At 28.6% G+C, this 18,586-nt stretch carries 20 protein-coding genes; 4 read left to right on the top strand and 16 right to left on the bottom strand.

What is annotated here, in order from left to right; genetic code table 11:
• Positions 1 to 15 precede the first annotated feature (15 nt).
• Positions 16 to 210: a hypothetical protein gene (locus OW730_RS05030; RefSeq protein WP_271227974.1), complete on the bottom strand. Its 195-nt coding sequence runs from the start codon at positions 208 to 210 to the stop codon at positions 16 to 18.
• A gap of 454 nt (positions 211 to 664) precedes the next feature.
• Between OW730_RS05030 and OW730_RS05025 the strand changes: the two genes are divergently transcribed.
• Positions 665 to 1,396 carry a DUF975 family protein gene (locus tag OW730_RS05025; protein ID WP_271227973.1) on the top strand — a complete coding sequence of 244 codons (732 nt, stop codon included), beginning with the start codon at positions 665 to 667 and terminating at the stop codon, positions 1,394 to 1,396.
• Positions 1,397 to 1,609: 213 nt separating this feature from the next.
• On the opposite strand, the gene OW730_RS05020 is transcribed toward OW730_RS05025, so the two are convergent.
• From OW730_RS05020 to OW730_RS04955, 14 genes are all read right to left on the bottom strand, one after another.
• Entirely contained in the window at positions 1,610 to 2,581 is a 972-nt protein-coding gene (locus OW730_RS05020) for a MerR family transcriptional regulator (protein WP_271227972.1), read from the bottom strand.
• A 94-nt stretch (positions 2,582 to 2,675) separates the two neighbouring features.
• A complete protein-coding gene (locus OW730_RS05015; RefSeq protein ID WP_271227971.1) occupies positions 2,676 to 3,104 on the bottom strand; it encodes an NUDIX hydrolase in 429 nt (142 codons plus the stop codon).
• Positions 3,105 to 3,299: 195 nt separating this feature from the next.
• Positions 3,300 to 3,527 (bottom strand): thioredoxin family protein, encoded by a 228-nt coding sequence (locus tag OW730_RS05010; RefSeq protein WP_271227970.1) that lies wholly within the window; start codon positions 3,525 to 3,527, stop codon positions 3,300 to 3,302.
• Positions 3,528 to 3,545: 18 nt separating this feature from the next.
• The gene (locus OW730_RS05005) at positions 3,546 to 4,511 is read right to left on the bottom strand and encodes a permease (protein ID WP_442945428.1); all 966 of its coding nucleotides are present in this window, start codon (positions 4,509 to 4,511) and stop codon (positions 3,546 to 3,548) included.
• Between the two features lie 81 nt (positions 4,512 to 4,592).
• A complete protein-coding gene (locus OW730_RS05000) occupies positions 4,593 to 5,252 on the bottom strand; it encodes a cytochrome c biogenesis CcdA family protein (RefSeq protein WP_271227968.1) in 660 nt (219 codons plus the stop codon).
• A 175-nt stretch (positions 5,253 to 5,427) separates the two neighbouring features.
• Entirely contained in the window at positions 5,428 to 5,775 is a 348-nt protein-coding gene (locus OW730_RS04995) for an ArsR/SmtB family transcription factor (RefSeq protein ID WP_271227967.1), read from the bottom strand.
• 238 nt (positions 5,776 to 6,013) lie between these two features.
• Positions 6,014 to 7,156: a hypothetical protein gene (locus OW730_RS04990; protein ID WP_271227966.1), complete on the bottom strand. Its 1,143-nt coding sequence runs from the start codon at positions 7,154 to 7,156 to the stop codon at positions 6,014 to 6,016.
• A gap of 150 nt (positions 7,157 to 7,306) precedes the next feature.
• Positions 7,307 to 8,089, bottom strand: a complete 783-nt coding sequence (locus OW730_RS04985; protein ID WP_271227965.1) for a histidinol phosphate phosphatase — start codon at positions 8,087 to 8,089, stop codon at positions 7,307 to 7,309.
• A gap of 110 nt (positions 8,090 to 8,199) precedes the next feature.
• Positions 8,200 to 10,233, bottom strand: a complete 2,034-nt coding sequence (locus tag OW730_RS04980) for an FtsX-like permease family protein (RefSeq protein WP_271227964.1) — start codon at positions 10,231 to 10,233, stop codon at positions 8,200 to 8,202.
• A gap of 7 nt (positions 10,234 to 10,240) precedes the next feature.
• The gene (locus OW730_RS04975) at positions 10,241 to 11,008 is read right to left on the bottom strand and encodes an ABC transporter ATP-binding protein (protein ID WP_271227963.1); all 768 of its coding nucleotides are present in this window, start codon (positions 11,006 to 11,008) and stop codon (positions 10,241 to 10,243) included.
• Between the two features lie 99 nt (positions 11,009 to 11,107).
• The gene (locus OW730_RS04970; protein ID WP_271227962.1) at positions 11,108 to 12,118 is read right to left on the bottom strand and encodes a sensor histidine kinase; all 1,011 of its coding nucleotides are present in this window, start codon (positions 12,116 to 12,118) and stop codon (positions 11,108 to 11,110) included.
• Positions 12,115 to 12,783 (bottom strand): response regulator transcription factor, encoded by a 669-nt coding sequence (locus OW730_RS04965; protein WP_271227961.1) that lies wholly within the window; start codon positions 12,781 to 12,783, stop codon positions 12,115 to 12,117. Before OW730_RS04965 ends, OW730_RS04970 begins: the two co-directional genes overlap by 4 nt.
• A gap of 150 nt (positions 12,784 to 12,933) precedes the next feature.
• On the bottom strand, positions 12,934 to 13,485 hold the full coding sequence (locus OW730_RS04960; RefSeq protein WP_271227960.1) for a DUF2087 domain-containing protein: 552 nt from the start codon (positions 13,483 to 13,485) through the stop codon (positions 12,934 to 12,936).
• A gap of 94 nt (positions 13,486 to 13,579) precedes the next feature.
• A complete protein-coding gene (locus OW730_RS04955) occupies positions 13,580 to 14,005 on the bottom strand; it encodes a hypothetical protein (RefSeq protein WP_271227959.1) in 426 nt (141 codons plus the stop codon).
• A 335-nt stretch (positions 14,006 to 14,340) separates the two neighbouring features.
• Here OW730_RS04955 and OW730_RS04950 point away from each other — a divergent pair, with 335 nt between their 5' ends.
• Positions 14,341 to 15,366: an aminopeptidase gene (locus tag OW730_RS04950; protein WP_271227958.1), complete on the top strand. Its 1,026-nt coding sequence runs from the start codon at positions 14,341 to 14,343 to the stop codon at positions 15,364 to 15,366.
• Between the two features lie 124 nt (positions 15,367 to 15,490).
• On the opposite strand, the gene OW730_RS04945 is transcribed toward OW730_RS04950, so the two are convergent.
• Positions 15,491 to 16,063 carry a hypothetical protein gene (locus tag OW730_RS04945; RefSeq protein ID WP_271227957.1) on the bottom strand — a complete coding sequence of 191 codons (573 nt, stop codon included), beginning with the start codon at positions 16,061 to 16,063 and terminating at the stop codon, positions 15,491 to 15,493.
• 292 nt (positions 16,064 to 16,355) lie between these two features.
• Here OW730_RS04945 and OW730_RS04940 point away from each other — a divergent pair, with 292 nt between their 5' ends.
• Positions 16,356 to 17,744 (top strand): rhodanese-like domain-containing protein, encoded by a 1,389-nt coding sequence (locus OW730_RS04940; protein WP_271227956.1) that lies wholly within the window; start codon positions 16,356 to 16,358, stop codon positions 17,742 to 17,744.
• 112 nt (positions 17,745 to 17,856) lie between these two features.
• Positions 17,857 to 18,318 carry a hypothetical protein gene (locus OW730_RS04935; protein ID WP_271227955.1) on the top strand — a complete coding sequence of 154 codons (462 nt, stop codon included), beginning with the start codon at positions 17,857 to 17,859 and terminating at the stop codon, positions 18,316 to 18,318.
• Positions 18,319 to 18,586: the final 268 nt, after the last annotated feature.

The following is an 18,586-nucleotide window of genomic DNA, read 5'->3' as shown; positions in this document are numbered from 1 at the left end:
TATAATCCGTAACATTTAGTATTCATCATATAAATCTTCATCATAATCTCCTGATGCATAGTTTTTAAATGAATTCTTGGAATGCTTAATATTTTTCATCCTTTTATTCTTATTGCTTTTCTTATCCTCTGATTGAAGTTTTCTGCTTTTTTGTCTTCTCATCTTTTTTTCAAGAAATTCATCGTAATTAACTATTTGATCTCTTTTCATGCTTCTTTCCCCTTCAATAAATTACTTAACAGCTATTACATTAGTTTGAATTTGTTTTTTTTAATATTATATTAAGCTACCTTCATTCCCACATCCCTTTATTAATATAAATATTTATATCTAAAATACTTATTTAAAATATATACTCATTTTAATAAAAAATCAATAATATTTTTTCGTCATTAATTTTCATTTTATATAAATATAGACAATTGCCTAAGTTATATAAAAAAACAATTATATACTCTAAGAATTCAATAAATTCTTATAATCAATCTTAATCTCGTCAACATATATTGAATGTGAAAAATCACAAAAGGTATATCATTTTTAATATTTTATAATAAGTTTATTAATAACTCTTTACTTAGAGTTATTTATCATTTTTAATAGTATATATACTGATATATTAATTATTTTCATAAATTTAAATAATTTTAAGGAGAGAATATATATGTTGTGGACAAGAGAACTACTTAAAAGTAGAGCAAAAGAGGTTTTACGTGCTTCATATTGGAAAGCATTATTGGTTAGTGTAATATTATTTTTCCTTGGTGCAGGTGGTAGTGCAAGTTACTCACGTTCTTCACAAAATCGTATAAATTATCACATTGATAACACGGATTTCAACTTATACCATCCAATAATATTTACTATTATTATTGTCGCTTTAGTAATAATTTTACTTGCATTTCTTTTTTCAATATTTGTATCTAATCCAATAGAGGTTGGTGGCAAAAAATATTTCCTTAAATCAACACAAATGGACTTTGATATAAATGAAATAGGTTATTCATTTAATAAAGAAAGATACTCAAATATCGTAAAAACTATGTTTTTCAAAAATTTATATATATTTTTATGGTCTTTACTTTTAATAATCCCTGGGATTGTTAAACACTATGCTTATAAAATGGTACCTTATATTCTTTGTGATAACCCAAATATGGATTATGATAGAGCAATAGAGTTAAGTACCCAAATGACACAAGGTCATAAATTTGATATGTGGGTATTAGAGCTTTCATTCATTGGATGGCATATATTAAGTTTGTTTATTCCATTTGTAGGCGGATTCTTAGTTATGCCTTATACAAGTGCAACAGAGGCTGAGTTATATTTAGTATTAAAAGATAATGCCATAGGTATGGGATTATGTGATCCTAGTGAATTAACTGACTTTTAAAATAAATGTATAATGGATAATTTTACTCATATTTTCTAACACTTTCTATTACAAAGTTTTTAGAACAAAACAAAAAAGTTGGTATTTTATCACCAACTTTTTTTAAGTTTAAGTTTCTATCACATAAAAAAATAAATCATTATAAAATTAAAAATTTCTCGGAGAGAAATATCAATCATTCTCCATTTTACATTATCAATTATACATTAGTTATTACTCTTTTTCACTGATTGGAATGCAGATATCAATGTGGCCGAAAAACTCATCCTTCTGCTTTGATGGAATATTAGGAAAATGTTCTTCAAGACATTGATGCTTTCCAAAGCCGTATTCACTCTCTTTTATCCATTCATGTAGATTTTTATATACTAAAGGTATTTTATCACCTGGGCATCCTTTTGTATTTGATACAGCATATAACCCGCCTTTAAATTCTTTAATTCTTATTTTCCCTGAAGGTTTAACATCCTCTCCTACAGTTACCCATACTTCATATCCATACTCTGAGCTGCCTTCCTTCGGCATAGTACTATCGAATCCAAAATAGCGAGTAGTGAAACACTCATCCAACTCTTGTTCCTTTACCCATTTTATCATCTCATTCCATGCATGCTCCTCAGGTTCATCACTAATATGATTGTAAAAAGCTACTCTCATAGGTTTAAGATTAATAATTCTTACATCATCTAACTTAGAAATTTTATCTATTGCCATATTTATCTCCTCCATATAATCTTCTTTTAATCTTTTTTTAGAGTCACTCTCTATCACATGATCATGTCTATTTTCAATTTCCTGTGACTTTTCCACTAGAAGATTCAAACCATTGGCTCTAGAGTATCCCTTCTCTTTAAGAAGTCTTAAAAATTCTTGTATGATCCATTGAAAAGTCTTTAATGAGTTGATATCCTTGTCTATGTTATTTAGTTTTTCATGAAATATGCTTATTAGAACACGCATATCTTCTGTTGAGAATATAGTCTGAATATCCTTTACAGATAATTGTAATTTTCTTAGAAGAAGTATCTGTTGAATACGCTGGATAGCTTTATCATCATATGCCCTGTACCTTGCTTCTCCAATCCTTACACTCTCAATCAAACCAACTTCTTCATAATACCTTAATGTTCTACTAGTTATTCCATACTCAGTGGATATCTCCCCTATTTTCTTCAATTGATTCATCCTATCACTCCCGCAATGATTTGTTATATGAAGTACTTCATGAACTTATTCTATCACTTTACGTAAGGTTAAGGTCAATATATTTCCACACTTTTTATTTTTTTCTATTATTTTTTTCTTCAACAGCCTCTAATAAAAAGGGCTGAATCTCAGGATAAGTTAAATACTCTGGCATACCATCAAATAATTTAACTTCTCCTATTTCTAAATCCGGTAAAGTTCCTAACTCTTCAACTTTTGCATAGTATACTCTTCCATAACTACTGTCATAACCTGCTTTTTCAACAGAGTAATCACAAACAGCTTCTATATTGAACTTAGTTGCTCCTGTTTCTTCTCTTAGTTCTCTTTTAGCTGTTTCATCAATCTTTTCATTAACTTCCCTATGTCCACCTGGAATCTCCCAAGTAGTTCTATCCTTATGCTTAACATATACATATTTATCATTAAATTTTGCCACTATTACAGCAAATTTTAATTCCTCATCTTTAACTTCCCCTAGAGTATATATTATAGTTTCCATATCGTTGCCTCCTTTTTCCTTATCACTCAATAATTATAACATTTTCTTAAGGCCCTTTTCTCATCTTAAACACAGAATGTATTGTTCACCATTTATTTATTAATAAAAAGAGTTAAGCCTCAAACATTAGTCTCACAGTTAATGTTTAATACTTAACTCTTTCTTTATAGGTTATTTAGCCTATATGTTTTTTTATCATAGATACATTTTGATTTCTTCAACTGATGGAACCCTTCCCATTATCTTAACCTGCTCATCCACTACAAGAGCAGGAGTTTTCATAACTCCATAGGCTAGTATATCTCTATAATCCGATACCTTTTCAATTGTTGCTCTAATACCTAATTCCTTTACAGCCTTTCTTGTATTTTTCTCTAATCTTTTGCAGTTAGCACATCCTGAACCTAAGACTTTAATTACCATATCTTAACCCTCCTTAATTTATATAAATATATATGAAAAGGCATTAAATAAATATCCTATAATAATGATTCCAGTAGATACTACAGTTATAAATATTGCTAGAAGCTTTGGTTTTACAACCTTGCTAAGCATAATCATAGAAGGTAATGATAGTGCGGTTACAGCCATCATAAATGATAATACAGTTCCAACCCCAACTCCTTTTCCAAATAAAGCCTCCGCTATTGGTATAGTCCCGAATATATCTGCATACATTGGAATACCAACTACAGCTGCTAAAATAACAGAGAATGGATTATTACTACCTACCACTTTCTCTATTGCTTCCTGTGGAATCCAGTTGTGAATTGTTGCCCCAATCCCTACTCCAATTAATATATAAATCCATACTCTTTTAACAATATTTCTTACCTGTCCCTTAGAAAAAGATATTCGTTCCTTGCGTGTCATTTCCTCAACTTCCACATCAACGCTTTTTATATCAAGTACATATCCTTCTACATACTTTTCCATCTTCAATTTATCAATGATTGTTCCACCTATTACTGCAAGAATCAATCCTACAATTACATATGCTAGTGCAATCTTTATTCCAAAGAAAGACATCAATATTAAGAATGATGCTAAATCAACTAATGGTGAAGAAATGAGAAATGAGAATGTTACTCCTAAGGGAAGCCCTGCAGAGGTAAACCCTATAAAAATAGGTATGCTTGAACAGCTGCAAAATGGTGTTACAGTACCAAGTAAAGCTCCAAGTATATTCCCTTTTATTCCTTTTATACCTCCAAGTATTTTTTTAGTTTTTTCTGGAGGAAAATAACTTTGAATATATGATATTAAAAAAATTAATACAGACAATAATATGAAAATCTTAATAGTATCGTAAATAAAGAAATGAATACTTCCACCTAATTTTTCATTAATAGGCAATTTAAATACCTTCTCTACAAGTAATCTTACAAGTTCTGAAAGCCATGTCATTTTTAACACTTGATCATTCAACCAACTAAATAAATATGTTACTTTGTCCAAAATATCACACCCTTTCATATCTTAAAATTTCTATGCTTTCCATATAAAATACAAAGCAATCAAAATTAAAATTACCCCACTAATTTTTTCAATTCTTTCTTGATACTTTGATAAAATGTGTGTATTTTTTAGTAAGTCCGTAAAAGTACCTACCACCATTAGAGGAATACATCTACCTATAGCATATGTAAACATTAATAACATCCCATAAATCATACTCCCTTTTTCAGCTGAGTAAGCAATCATTGAGGCAGTTATAGGAAAAGTACATGGTGATGCTGATATTCCAAAAGGGATTCCAAGTAAAAATGCTCCAATTATGCCACTATCTCTTTTTGGTATGATATTAAATGTCTTATTATTAAAATCAAACTCAAATATCTTTAATAACCAGAACCCCATAACTAATAAAATAATCCCTATTACATAATTTATAACTTTAATGTCTTTGAGAATAGCCCCTACAGCCCCTGCAAATATTCCTAAAATAGAAAGCATAAATGCTATTCCTAATGTAAATGCAAGTGAAATAATAAACCCACTTTTTTTTGAATGATTTTGTTTCCCATTAACATATGCAGTCACAAAAGCTACTGTTGGAAGAGTGCATGGACTTAATCCACTTATTAATCCAGTACTAAAAACAAAAAATAATATTGTAATTAAATTTGACTTTAAATCAATAGCCATTACTGCAGCACCTACTTTTCTCTTGTATTGTTATATCTCTTTTACCTACCTGAAATATAATTTTAGATAAAAGGACAAGTAGAACTAAAATTAAAACCCCAATTAAAATTCGAAATTTTTTCTTTTCCAACAGAATTCCCCCTTATGATATAACCATATTTACTAAAAAGTATATCTACATGGCACCCTTACATGTTTTAAGATATTTTTCTGCATCTTTAATTTTTTCCATGTCTCTTCCGAAAATAGAATTATCATCAACACTATCAATTATTTTTATTAATATTTCTTTGTACATTGGCTCCTCAATGGTTAATCTATAAAAAACGAATTTCTCCAGTCGTTCATCTTTTACAAACCCAATATCTCTTAATTTGGCAAGATGCTTTGATATCTTAGGTTGAGTCTCACCCATAACCCCACATATTTGACATACACAAAGCTTCTTATGATATAGTAAAATAAGTATTCTTAAACGTGTTTCATCAGATATTATTTTTAAAAAATCAGTTAGTTTATCCACTTAATATCCCCTCTCTTTACAAGATTTTATTTTCATATGTTTATATATACATATGCCCATGTAAGTATATGTATTACTTATTTGATAAAAATCATATTCAAATAGCACCAAAAAAAAAGAGTTAAGCTTAAAAATGTTAAATTCCATAGTCAACATTTCAAGCTTAACTCTCTGTTTCTCTTATTATTTCTTTTGAAAAATATATGTTACAAAAAATCCTCTTTCATCTACTTTCTCATCATATTTGATCAACTGAAAACTCTGCATTCATCTCTTCAAATGTTGTACCTAATACCTTTTGAATAACTTCATGAAACTTCTTATTATTTTCAAGATAAATCTCTCCATTTGTTTTTTCTTGGAACCCATATTCACTAAGTTCTTTTAATATCTCCTTAACTTTTTCAATTCCATACGCTTCAATCATTCTTTCCACATAAAACCTTGAGCTTTCATAATAATCATATATATTTCCTTCATAATTCTCTAAATCAATCTTTTCTAGTTCAATTAACTCATAAGAAGGCTGATATCTATCTCCGATCCCTTCTTCTTTTGAGAAATGTTCAGCTAATCCTTCCGCTAACCAATAAGGCATATTGTTAGCAGCTTCTTCTATAGTAAGCTTATGAATCAGCTCATGAGCTATACCTCTTTTGAAATAATCGGTAAAGTTTTTTAATTTTAAAAATTTAATGGACTCTGGATACTCATACCATCCTCCAAACTGCCAGCCAAATGATAGCTTTACTGATTGCCTTAATAACTCTCTATCATCATAAAGTTTTATGATAGTTTTATCCTTAAGAGTCTGTCCATAATTTCCTGTAGCAATATTGTATCCTTTTTCAACCTGTTCACATAACCATTCTTTAAGTTGTAACTTTCCTAAATACTTAATTATAAAATGCTCTGTTTCAAAGGTTTTAAAATCTAAATCATAATCTAAAATTTTATTATCTTTAATTCTATAAATGTTGGCATATTTTAAGCTGTAATCTTTTTCATTGCAATGATACTTTTGAAGCAACTCTGCTCGGAATTTTAAATCATCTACCTTTTCAACCTTTAATACCTCAAGAGAATACCCCTCAATATCAGAACTAATTATATCATCAAACCAGTGTATTTTTTCCCAATAGTATTCCTCTTCATCCTTACTTAAAGTTTCCATGTATTTTTCTTTATTCTTTTCTATAATATATTGTTCTTGCTCTTTTATAAAATCTTCTATTTTGTTGATAGACTCTATATCTTCACTCTTATAAGACGTAGTATCCTTAATTCTTCTTTCTTCTTTTATTATATTATTATTTGAGGTGCAACTAATTAAAATAATAGATATAGCTAGTACTAAGAAATAAACGCCCCCTTTTTTCATGCTCATCCTCCTTTAATAAAATCCAATATTATAATATCACGCTTTGTATATAATTACCATCTACTCCTTTAAAGGTAATCGCTCATATCTATTATAAAAGCCCTTAATTTCAAGAATACTATCTTAAAATCAAGGACTATAATCTTTAAATTATCTAATTAAATGTATCTTTCTTTTCTTATAATAAACAGGTTTTAAGCCACAAGCCTCAGCCATCTCAAGGGCAATTTTAAAGTTAGCTCCTATAGCCCCAGGATAATGTCCATCAGAACCGATAGTTACAGTCTCTCCACCTAACTCTCTGAATCTCTTATATATCTTCATAAGTTCATGAGCTGATGTTTTATCACCTATCCTTCTTGTACTTATCTCCATAGATTTTTCTCTAATAGCAACTTCCTTAAGTACAGTATCTATTAATTCTTTATACTCTTCATAATAAAGTTCCTTATCTTCATATCTAGAATATCTAGCAATATAGTCAATATGAGCCAAAGAATCTATGTATTCATTCTCCTTTATACCTCTAATCATAGACTCAAAATATTCCTCGTATGCTTCTCTTTTAGATTTTCCTACGTAAACCTCAGCATCAAAGAACTCAAATTCATGTTTTGAAGTGTACTGTGCATGTGTTGATCCTAAAATAAAATCAAAATCATAATTATTAACTAAGCGAATATTTCTCTCAACAGCCTCTTCTCTTAATCCAAGTTCAATCCCAAGAAGGAGCTTATCACTCCTAAGCTTTTCATATGCCTCAAAGAACTTCTCAACATCAAAACCACTTCTATTCTTTATATAATCATTTATATCCATATGGTCAGTTATTACGAGTCCGATTCCAAGTTCCTCTGCTCTCTTTATTGCATCTGCAATCTTCATATCACTATCGCCTGAAAAATCTGTGTGTACGTGTGAATCAAATATCATGTTTCATCCCTCCAAATCTATCTCTATTTTAACCTAATTTCTTAAGAATTACTAAAAGAATTTATAACTAAAAACAACCCCAGTAAAATCAGAGTTGTTATTAACTACTATTAATTATCTATATTTCTTTTAAATCCTAAGTAAGTTGCAATAAAATAACATACATATATTGAAACTACCATTATAATTGAAATAGCAATATTCATCATAAAAACATCACTGCCCATATATGAATATATCTCCCTAGAAGTCTGTTTACCAAATACATATAAAAATACGCCTGCTCCTAATAATGCTGCTATGATTGGAATATTAAAGTAAATACCTATTTGTTTTAATATTAGTTTACTTGTTTCCCCTTTATCAACACCAATTTTTTGTAAAATCTTGAACTTCATCTTATGTTCAAATGAATCTGCTAACTGTTGAAGAGCTAATACCGTTAAACATATTATTAGAAAAATACCACCACAATATATTCCTAAGAATTTCATCATCAATGCTGTTGTTTTAGCACTATTAACCTGCTGTGTTTTTGTATTTACACTAATTATTGTTTTAAACCCATGTTGATCTCCATATTTATCAAATAAATGTTTATACTCTTCTTTAAACCATTCAGTCACAAAATTAGAGACAGATTCTGCAAATTCATACTCCATAACCTTGCGGGTATTTGCATAAAAGTTAACATTTGCAATGGTTAAATCCTTACACTCCTTATCAGGTAGTATAAATATACATTCCGTATAATTATTATATATACCTTCGCCAAGTGGCTCAGTATAGCATTTCTTTAGATCCGTACTAGATACTTTACTCCCAACTTTAATTGAAGAATTTTCATTTATATAATTTTCAATATCATTTCTAGGAATAGTTTTTTTCCACTGTATTGCAAACTCATCATTGCCCAACTTTATACTTTCATATCCTGCCATTTCTCTAAGTTTATTGTAATCACTTAAGCTAATAGCTAAAATTGGGAAAGAATCTTTTCTTCTTCTATTAAAATCTTCTTTTTCAAGAAAATATCTCTCTAATTCACAATAGTCTTCTATCTCAAATTCACTTTGAGATAGATAATTATGAACTTTAGTATAATCAATTACAGGTCTATCTTCTATATCCCGTATATCCTTATAGGTAATATCAATTTTCACATCGAAAACACTTCTCAGAGGAAGATAACCTGAAACCCACTCAGACATTATAGGTCCCAAAATAAAACATATGATTGATACAAATAATGTTACTGTAACCGTCGCCATTAATATGGACGTAGTATTTATTTTTGAAAGCAATTGTCCTATTAAAAATAAGTTTGTGTTTTTATATTTAAACTTAGTAAACTTCTCTTTTATAAGTACTATTATATATGCTGATGAATAAAATGCTAAATAAGTCCCTATAAGCATTCCTATACCAATCATTATAGGAAGTCTATCTTTTTCTGGTAAATACTCACTAGATATATGCATAACCTTAAGATATTTTTTAATACTTAAAAATGCAAAAACATAAGAACTAAGAGCTAGTATTGCTGTTGTTAAATAAAACCATTTTCCTCTTGAAAATTGGATTTCAGTTTTTTTATGATCATTAAACATATCAATAAGCTTAATTTTTGATAGAGTTTTTACGTTAAATAATCCTATCACAGTAAAAATTATTATAAAAAATATAATTGTTCTAATAACTGTATCTCCATAAAGTCTAAAACCAAAAGTTATACTTCCATCGATTGTTTCAATTATCAATGCAGTTAGTACTTGAGAGAAAAAACTTCCCAAGATAATTCCCATTAAAATTGATATAATACCCATTATAAAAGTTTCAAGGAAAAACAGAAAAGCAACAGTTTTTTGTTCCATTCCTAAAAGTACATATGTTGCAAATTCTCTTTTACGTCTTTTCATCATGTATTTATTTACATAACTAACCAAGAAAGTTAATACAGCTGTTATAAAATATGAAGCATATTTTATATATGTGTATAAGATAGAAAGATCAAATTGTCCACTAGTATTTAATTCATAATTTGGACTGGATAATGACATAAAGGAGTAAAAGAGAGCTACACACAAAGTCAGTGTTATAAAATATATCAAATAGTCTTTTATAGATCTCTTTGCATTTCTCATGGATAATTTAGCGTACATCTTTTACATCACCTCCAAGTAAAGCAACCACATCAAGAATTTGATTAAAGAATTCTTTACGTGTACTATCACCTTTAACTAATTCTGTATAGATTTTTCCATCTTTAATAAATAATATTCTATTACAATAGCTTGCTGTAAAGGAGTCATGTGTTACCATCATAATTGTTGCTCCTAATGTCTTGTTCATATCTGATATAGTTTCAATAAGCATTTGTGCTGACTTAGAATCTAAAGCTCCTGTTGGTTCATCAGCAAGAATAAGCTTTGGATTTGTTACAATTGCCCTTGCACATGCTGTACGTTGTTTTTGACCTCCTGATACCTCATATGGATATTTATTTAAAAGATCTTCAATTCCTAATTGTTTAGCTACCTTTTGTACAAGTGCATCGATTTCCCCATGGCTGCGTTTATTAATTGTAAGTGCTAGTGCTATATTTTCATGTATTGTCAATGTATCAAGAAGGTTAAAATCTTGAAATACAAAACCTAAGTTTTCTCTTCTAAATTTTGATATACCTTTTGAAGAAATTTCTGTTATATCTTTGTCTTCAATATAGATATGTCCTGCGCTAACAGTATCAATAGTTGATACTACATTAAGCAAAGTTGTTTTTCCTGAACCTGATGGCCCCATAACCCCTACAAATTCTCCCTCATTAATATCAAAACTTATATCATCAACTGCCTTAACAATATTCCCTTTATTTCCATAATACTTCTCTATATTTTTAATGCTTAATATTTTTTCCATTTCCATCACCTCCCCTTAAGTTTATAATAATTACCCTTTCCCTTGTATCAGTTTACGTTACAATAACCTTTCAACTTTGTAACAAAAACCCTAAGGGTCTTAGATTTTAACAAGTGTACCCTTAGGGAAAGATATAGAAACCTTTGTATATTCATTTTCCTTTGATGTTATATTAATTATAAGTCCGAGCTTATCACATAACTTTTTACATAGATATAATCCTATTCCTGTTGATTTATTATTATTTCTTCCACTACTTCCTGTAAAGCCTTTTTCAAATACACGTGGTAACTCACTTTCTGCAATACCTATTCCATTATCCTCAATTACAAGGCTCACTCCACCTTTAATTTCTTCTGCAAATATTTTAATTTTAGGTAAACTATGTGATCTGTATTTTACTGAATTAATAAGCAGTTGATTAATAATAAACTCAATCCACTTGCTGTCTGAGTATACTGTCTTTTCAAGATTACTTAGTTCAACCTGTACTCTATTTTGAATAAACATATGTTTATTTGCAACAATAACAGAATTAACACATTTTTTTAAAGAAATCTCTTTAATAAGATAGTCCTTTTCTACGTGTTCACTGCGAGCATAAAACAAAGCTTGTTCAACAAAATTATCTATATTTTCAAGCTCTGATAATACTTCTCTTGTAACATGAGATTTATTGTTTTCCCCAATAAGTTTTATTGAAGATATAGGTGTTTTAATTTCGTGAACCCATTGTTCAATATATTCCTTATACTCTTTACGTTCATTTTTTATTTTTGTTATCTCCTCTATCATGGATTTATTAGCCATTTTCAGAAGAGCATAATAAGGTAATCCATCTGAGTATTTAGGTTCATCTATAATTTCTGAGATAAGGTATCTCTGTTCTAAATCTTTTGCAATTTTTAAAAGCTCATCAAAGTATTTTTTTCTTCTTATGTACTCAATAATACAAAATACTATTAATATAGTGTACCAAGATATAAGAATTACAAATAGACTGTACACCCCGATTCCTGCGTTCATTAAAAAAGATATCAAAGCAAAAGAACAAATGATATTTAAAAGTATTGTTGGAACTTTATCCTTCAAAAAATCTGAAAAACTCATATAATATACCCTTGTCCTCTCTTCGTTTTTATAAAGTCATCTATTCCTAAACTATTAAGCTTATTTCTAATCCTTGTTATATTTACAGTTAATGTATTATCCTCAACAAACATCTCATTGTCCCATAAATACTCAATAATATCTAATCTAGAAACTATCTTTCCTTTATTAGTTAGTAGATAATAGAATATTTTAAGCTCATTCTTAGTGAGTTCAACCTCCTTGGAATTGTATTGTACCTTGCTTGATAAAATATTTAACTTGACTCCTTTGTGTTCAACAATTTCCTCTGAATCAGAATCAGGATATGCTCTTTTAAGAAGAGAAGCTATTCTTGCAAGAAGAATTGAAGTATTGTATGGTTTTGTGATAAAATCATCACCACCTAAGGTTATACTCATAAGTTCATCAACATCTGTATTCCTGCTTGAAACAAATATTATAGGCAAATTAGAAAAGCTTCGAATCTCAGTACATAACTTAAATCCATCAGTGTTTGGAAGATTTATATCAAGTAATATTAAATGTGGATTGGTTTGTCTAACTAATGATGGTATATTATCAAATTCTTTTGGCGCTATTGTCTCGTATCTGTTTTTTATAAGTAACTGACAAAGTTCATTTCTGATTTGTTCATTATCTTCTATTATCATTATTTTAAACACAATATTTCCACCTCATTTCAACAGATATCAATAATATAATAATTATTTGTATTTAAGTTAATATTTTACATGGTAACTTAAGATAATATATTAATTTTATAATGCACTACCAATGATTAAAACAAAGAGACCAAAGCAAAACTTTGGTCTTTATTCCTTTAATCTCCAATACATTCCCTTATCTCTATCTAAAAGCTTTTCTGAAACTAGTGCTTTTCTTAATGTACAAAAATCATCATGAAAATCTGCTATTATAATATTTACTTCTCTTTCTGTATAGTTTCTATCAAAGTCAAAACTCTTAACCATTTCTTCTAAAATGATTCTTTTCTTTTTATGCTGAACAGGAATTGATTTTAATTTTCCGTATTCGAAGAAAGATTCTAATACCTTCTTTCTATACTGTTCCTGTCTTTCCTTTTCGATTTCCTCGTCCCCATTTTCCTCTTTTATTAAATCTATAAGCTTTGTCTTAAATAAGTCCTCATTAATTCCGTAAACTACATAATACTGTTCTTTTTTTGAATATACTATTCCACTATCCATTAACTTCTTTAAATGAAAAGAAACTGTTGAAGCTGCCAGGCCTAATCTCTCAGATAAAAGTTCAACATACATTGGTTCATTTAATAAATTATTAATTATCCTTAATCTTGATTTATCTGCAAGACATTTAAATAATTTTATGGTATCCTTTTCCATCCAATCATCTCCTTTTAAAAATTCCCCCTTCTTATGTTATTAGTGTAGAGTTTTTTGAACCCTACATCTATAATCTTCTGCAAGTACTTATTTTTTAATTCAATTCATTATAAAGTTCATTAAATATAGCTTTAACTCTATCTACCTCAGCTAATTTCAATTCTTCAATTATAGCCTTTTCTATATTATTGAATTTCTTATCCTTTTCAAGTTTTTCTCTCCAAGGTGCTGTTATATTATTTAAAAAATGATCATATGCTAAATGAAGTTTTTTATAATCATCCTCTTCCTTTTCAAGTATTGCTGTTAAATTAGGATTATTAGACTTAACAAAAACGTTGTTATAAGAAACCATAAACATTTTTTCAAAAATATCTATAACATTAAGTTTAATTCTCTCTAAATTAGCTTCATCCCCTGAACCTTCTGCTCTCAACTTTTTCATATTTTCATTTTTTATTTTAATTTCTTCCTTTAGTACATTCGTGAATTTTTCTTTAAGTACTTCATGTTTATTCATAAATAAATCCCCCTTTGTATAATTTTTACTCAATAATTTAATTGTATATATTAAAACATGCTATGTCAATTTAATTCCATAGTTACCAAAACAAATTTTTAATATTCACTTAACCTTTATTAATACTCGAGAATTCAAAGTATATAATAATAGATAGAACCACTTTAATAACAAGTTCATCAAATTATTTTTAAAAATTCATTTCGATTTTCATAAAAACATATTTACAAGTTATAATTTTGTGTGTATAATGTACTTAGTTGGATAAATAAAACAAATAAAAATATTGATGGAAATAATACCATTGAATATACAGTATTGAGGGGGATTAAATTATGATGAACTTTAAAAAGGTTATACCTAATATGGTAGAAGGTTTTGATTTTACTAAAGGGGATATAGTATTACTTCAATTTTGGGGTGAAAATGCAGATCTTGATATTTTAGATAGATTCGCTATTGAAATTGCTAAAAAAGGTGCTTTCCCTATCAAATGGCAGCACTCAAGAGAATTTATGAAAGATTATTACACTGAAACTCCTGATGAGTTCTTAGCTTTTCCTGATAAATTCTTTGAAATCTTTAAACTTGCTAATGCAGTAGTGGATATATGTATGTTTACACCTCCTGCACCTCATAAAGATTTTCCTAGAGAGAAAATTGAATTCTACAGAGAAAATATAATGAAGTTATTTAGAAGTGTTACTGAAGATAAAAAATACTTCATTCAAGTTAAAGTACCTACTGTTGGAAATGCAGCAGTTGCTGGTATTGATCATGAATTATTTGAAAAATCTATGATTGATGCTGTTTGCATTGACTACAAAGAATTAAAAGAAACTTGTGAGAAAGTTGTTACTCAGTTAAAAGATAAGAAAACAGTTGAAATTTATACTGGAGATGATAATAAATTAACTTTCTCTATTGAAAATAGACCTTGGCATAAAGATGACGGTAATGGAGATGTTCCTCCAGGAGAAGTTTACATTGCTCCAATTGAAGAAAGTGGTGAAGGTAGCATCTTAGTACCTCAACTTTTCTTAGATGGTGTATGCCACAAAAATGTTACTTTAACATTTAAAGAAGGTACTCTTGTAGAATCTACATTACCTGAATTAATGGAACAAGTTAAATCTTGCCCAGGAGACAGTGATAAACTTGCTGAATTCGGAATTGGATTAAATAAAAATGTTAAAGAATTAATCGGCTATGCAGCTTATGATGAAAAGGTTCTTGGAACTGTTCATATTGCAATAGGTATGAATGTAATGTTTGGCGGTAAAAACAACACTCCACTACATATGGACTTTATACTTCAACCTTCTAAGGTTCTTGTTGATGGAGAAGAATTTAATATTTAGTAATTAGTATAAGCTACTTCTTTTAGTCAAAAAGGAACTAGTATCTGAATTAAGATATTAGTTCCTTTTGTATTTTTTATTCATATAATTACAGTACCTATTTGACACTATAATATTGTAGTAATTATAAATCAAGCCAGTACATTTTATTCATCTTCGATGTTTCTGTAAAAAACTCTAAAAAATCAATCCATCTTTTATTACTTATTTGCCAATATTCAATATGAGATTTTTCCTTAGAATAATTATCTAAATAATTAATAACCTCACAACATTCAGATGTAATATTATAAATACTCTTAATATTATTACTGGTCTTTTCATCAAACCTCTCATTTATTTCTAAATCTTTAATGTAATAATATACCTTTTGAAACATTATTGACGGTTCATTACTAACATTTTTTATATTCATCTTATCAGCAAGTAAATAAATATTTTGCATTTCAATACTTACTTCTCTATAGTTTTTAACTAAAACATTATACTCTTCTAATGATATTTTTTGATTTTTCACTACACCACTAATGATGTCCTTATTTATAGACGTAGAGTTTATAACAGATTCGATTTTATAAGATATTAAACTTGAGATATACTTTTCATATGCTTTACATTTTGTATATTGAAAATACCATAAAGCTATCATTGAAATAAAAATTATTGGTAATAAAATATATTTTAAAAACTTTTTCATACCATCATCCCTTTTTATAATAAATTTATTATACATAAATTCATTATACACTTTTATAACCATAATATGGTATAATTTTCCCTGCTGAATTTATCTAATCTCTGAATGTTAATTCCTATACATTAGAAAATCCCTACTCCAAATGGAAAATACAGGAGAGTATTTGAATATGTAATAGTTCCCCTTTTATCTATTGAAAAAATAAATTGGCAGAATTCGACGATATCCGATACTATATTAATGTATTGATACTTATGATTATTATATAGATACATTCCAGGAGGAAACTATTATGAATAGAAGAAAATTTGCTTTACTATTAGCAACAGCTGTAATGATAGGAAATATAGCTTTTACTGCTTGTGGTAATAAAGCAACTAAAAATACAGTAGATAAAAAGATTGAAACATCTAATAAAGAGGAAAAAATTGAAATTAACAAAATTTCAACTGCAGAATTGAAGAAAAAAATTAATGAAGAAAATGTAGTTCTTGTAGATACAAGAGAAGAAGCTTCTTACTTAGGATGGACTCTTCACGGTGAAGAAAGAGGAGGACATATTAAAGGTGCTGTAGATTTTCCTACTTCTTGGTTAGATAAGATTGAAGATAAAAACATGATAAAATCACTTGAAGATAAAGGAATTGTTAAAGATAAAGAAATTATAATTTATGATGTTGATGGAAAAGAAAACTCTAAGCTCGCAGATAAACTTATAACTTTAGGATATAAGAATGTAACAGTTTATACAGATGGAATTATAGCTTGGGCTCAAGATAAAGAACTACCAATGGACAAGCTGGCAAGACATGAAAAACTAGTTCACCCTCAATGGGTTAATGCATTAGTTAATGGAGAAAAGCCAGAAACATTTAATAATGATAAATATGTTGTAGTTGAAGTTAGCTGGGGAGAAGGAAAAGACTATAAAGAAGCTCATATCCCAGGTGCTCTTCACCTTGATACTGGCTTAATTGAAGAAGAACCATGGTGGAACATAGTTTCAGATGAGAAGATTGAAACTGTATTAACTTCACTAGGAATAAATAAAGATACGACAGTTGTACTATATGGTGCAGATTCTACTGCTGCTGCACGTGCTGCTTCAGTAATGATGTATGCAGGTGTAGAAGATGTTAGACTTATGAATGGTGGATTCGGAGCTTGGACAGAAGCTGGACTTAAAACTGAAGAAGGCGTTGTAGAACCTACTGCTATTGAAAACTTCGGCGCAAAAGTTCCAGTACATCCTGAATATATAATCAACACAGCTGAAGCTAAAGAAATCCTTGCAGATGAAAATGGAGAGCTTGTATCTATAAGAAGTTGGGCTGAATATATAGGTGAAACAAGTGGATATACTTATATTGAACCTAAAGGACGTATAGCAGGAGCTGTTTGGGGTCACGCAGGATCAGATCCATATCACATGGAGCATTTCAGAAATGTAGACAACACAATGAGAAACTATCATGAAATAGAAGCATTCTGGAAAGACTGGGGAATAACTTCAGATAAAAAAGTATCATATTTCTGTGGTACAGGTTGGAGAGCTAGTGAAACTTTCTTCTATGCACACCTTATGGGATGGGATAATATTTCAGTTTACGATGGTGGATGGTATGAATGGAGCGGAGATGAATCTAATCCAATTGAATCAGGCGAACCTGAAAGAAAATAAATATATAATAAAAATGTACGGGATTCCCGTGCATTTTTATTATATAATGGTAAATAAGTGATGAAATTTTCCAAAACTTAAAAATTTAATTCTAACTAAGGAAGTGAGTGCATTGAAAAAAACATCAGTAGGAAATATTGTTTTCAGATGGATATTCCCCATTTTTAGCTACTTGTTATTTTTTATAAGTATATATCTTATTAAGTTAGTAGATGAAAGAATGGGACTTGAAAGAGATCTATATGTGAGAAATAAAAAACTTTTTGCTTCTGTTCTCACACCAGAGTTAGTTATTGTATACAAAATAATACTTGTTATAGGTGCTTTGCTTTCTATATATTTTATATTTAAAGTAAATCATAAAAATAAGTCAACAATATTTGGTAATAAATCATTCTCATTTAAACCATACTACTATTCTTTATTTTCTATAGTAGTATCAATAGCAACCTTTGCAATGCTGTTTTTCATTAAAAGTGCTGATACCCTTGCATTCCCATGGATTGTGATTACATTACTTATTATGGCTATAGTTCAATACATAAGAATAATACAGTATATGTTAACTAAATAAGATATAAAAATTTAATATATAGAAATTAACGCTTTATAGAGGACCAAACTCTCTATAAAGCATTTTTTGATTTTATCTCAAGAATAACTTTATTTAATCTATAAAGTTATTTCATATATTTAGTATAAATTACATGTTTCCTTATTTATGAATATTTAATCATCTGATTTCTTTGTATATTTATTACATATATTGTATAATATTTTTCAAAAGCCATTTACTTAAATTTCTAAAATTTTATTTATTTACAAAAACAGTGTCACAAAAC

Origin of the sequence: Oceanirhabdus sp. W0125-5 (genome assembly GCF_027938815.1) — a bacterium.
Lineage (GTDB): Bacteria > Bacillota > Clostridia > Clostridiales > Clostridiaceae > Oceanirhabdus.
The sequence above is the reverse complement of the archived record's forward strand: the minus strand, read 5'-3'. Positions and strand labels throughout refer to the sequence as shown.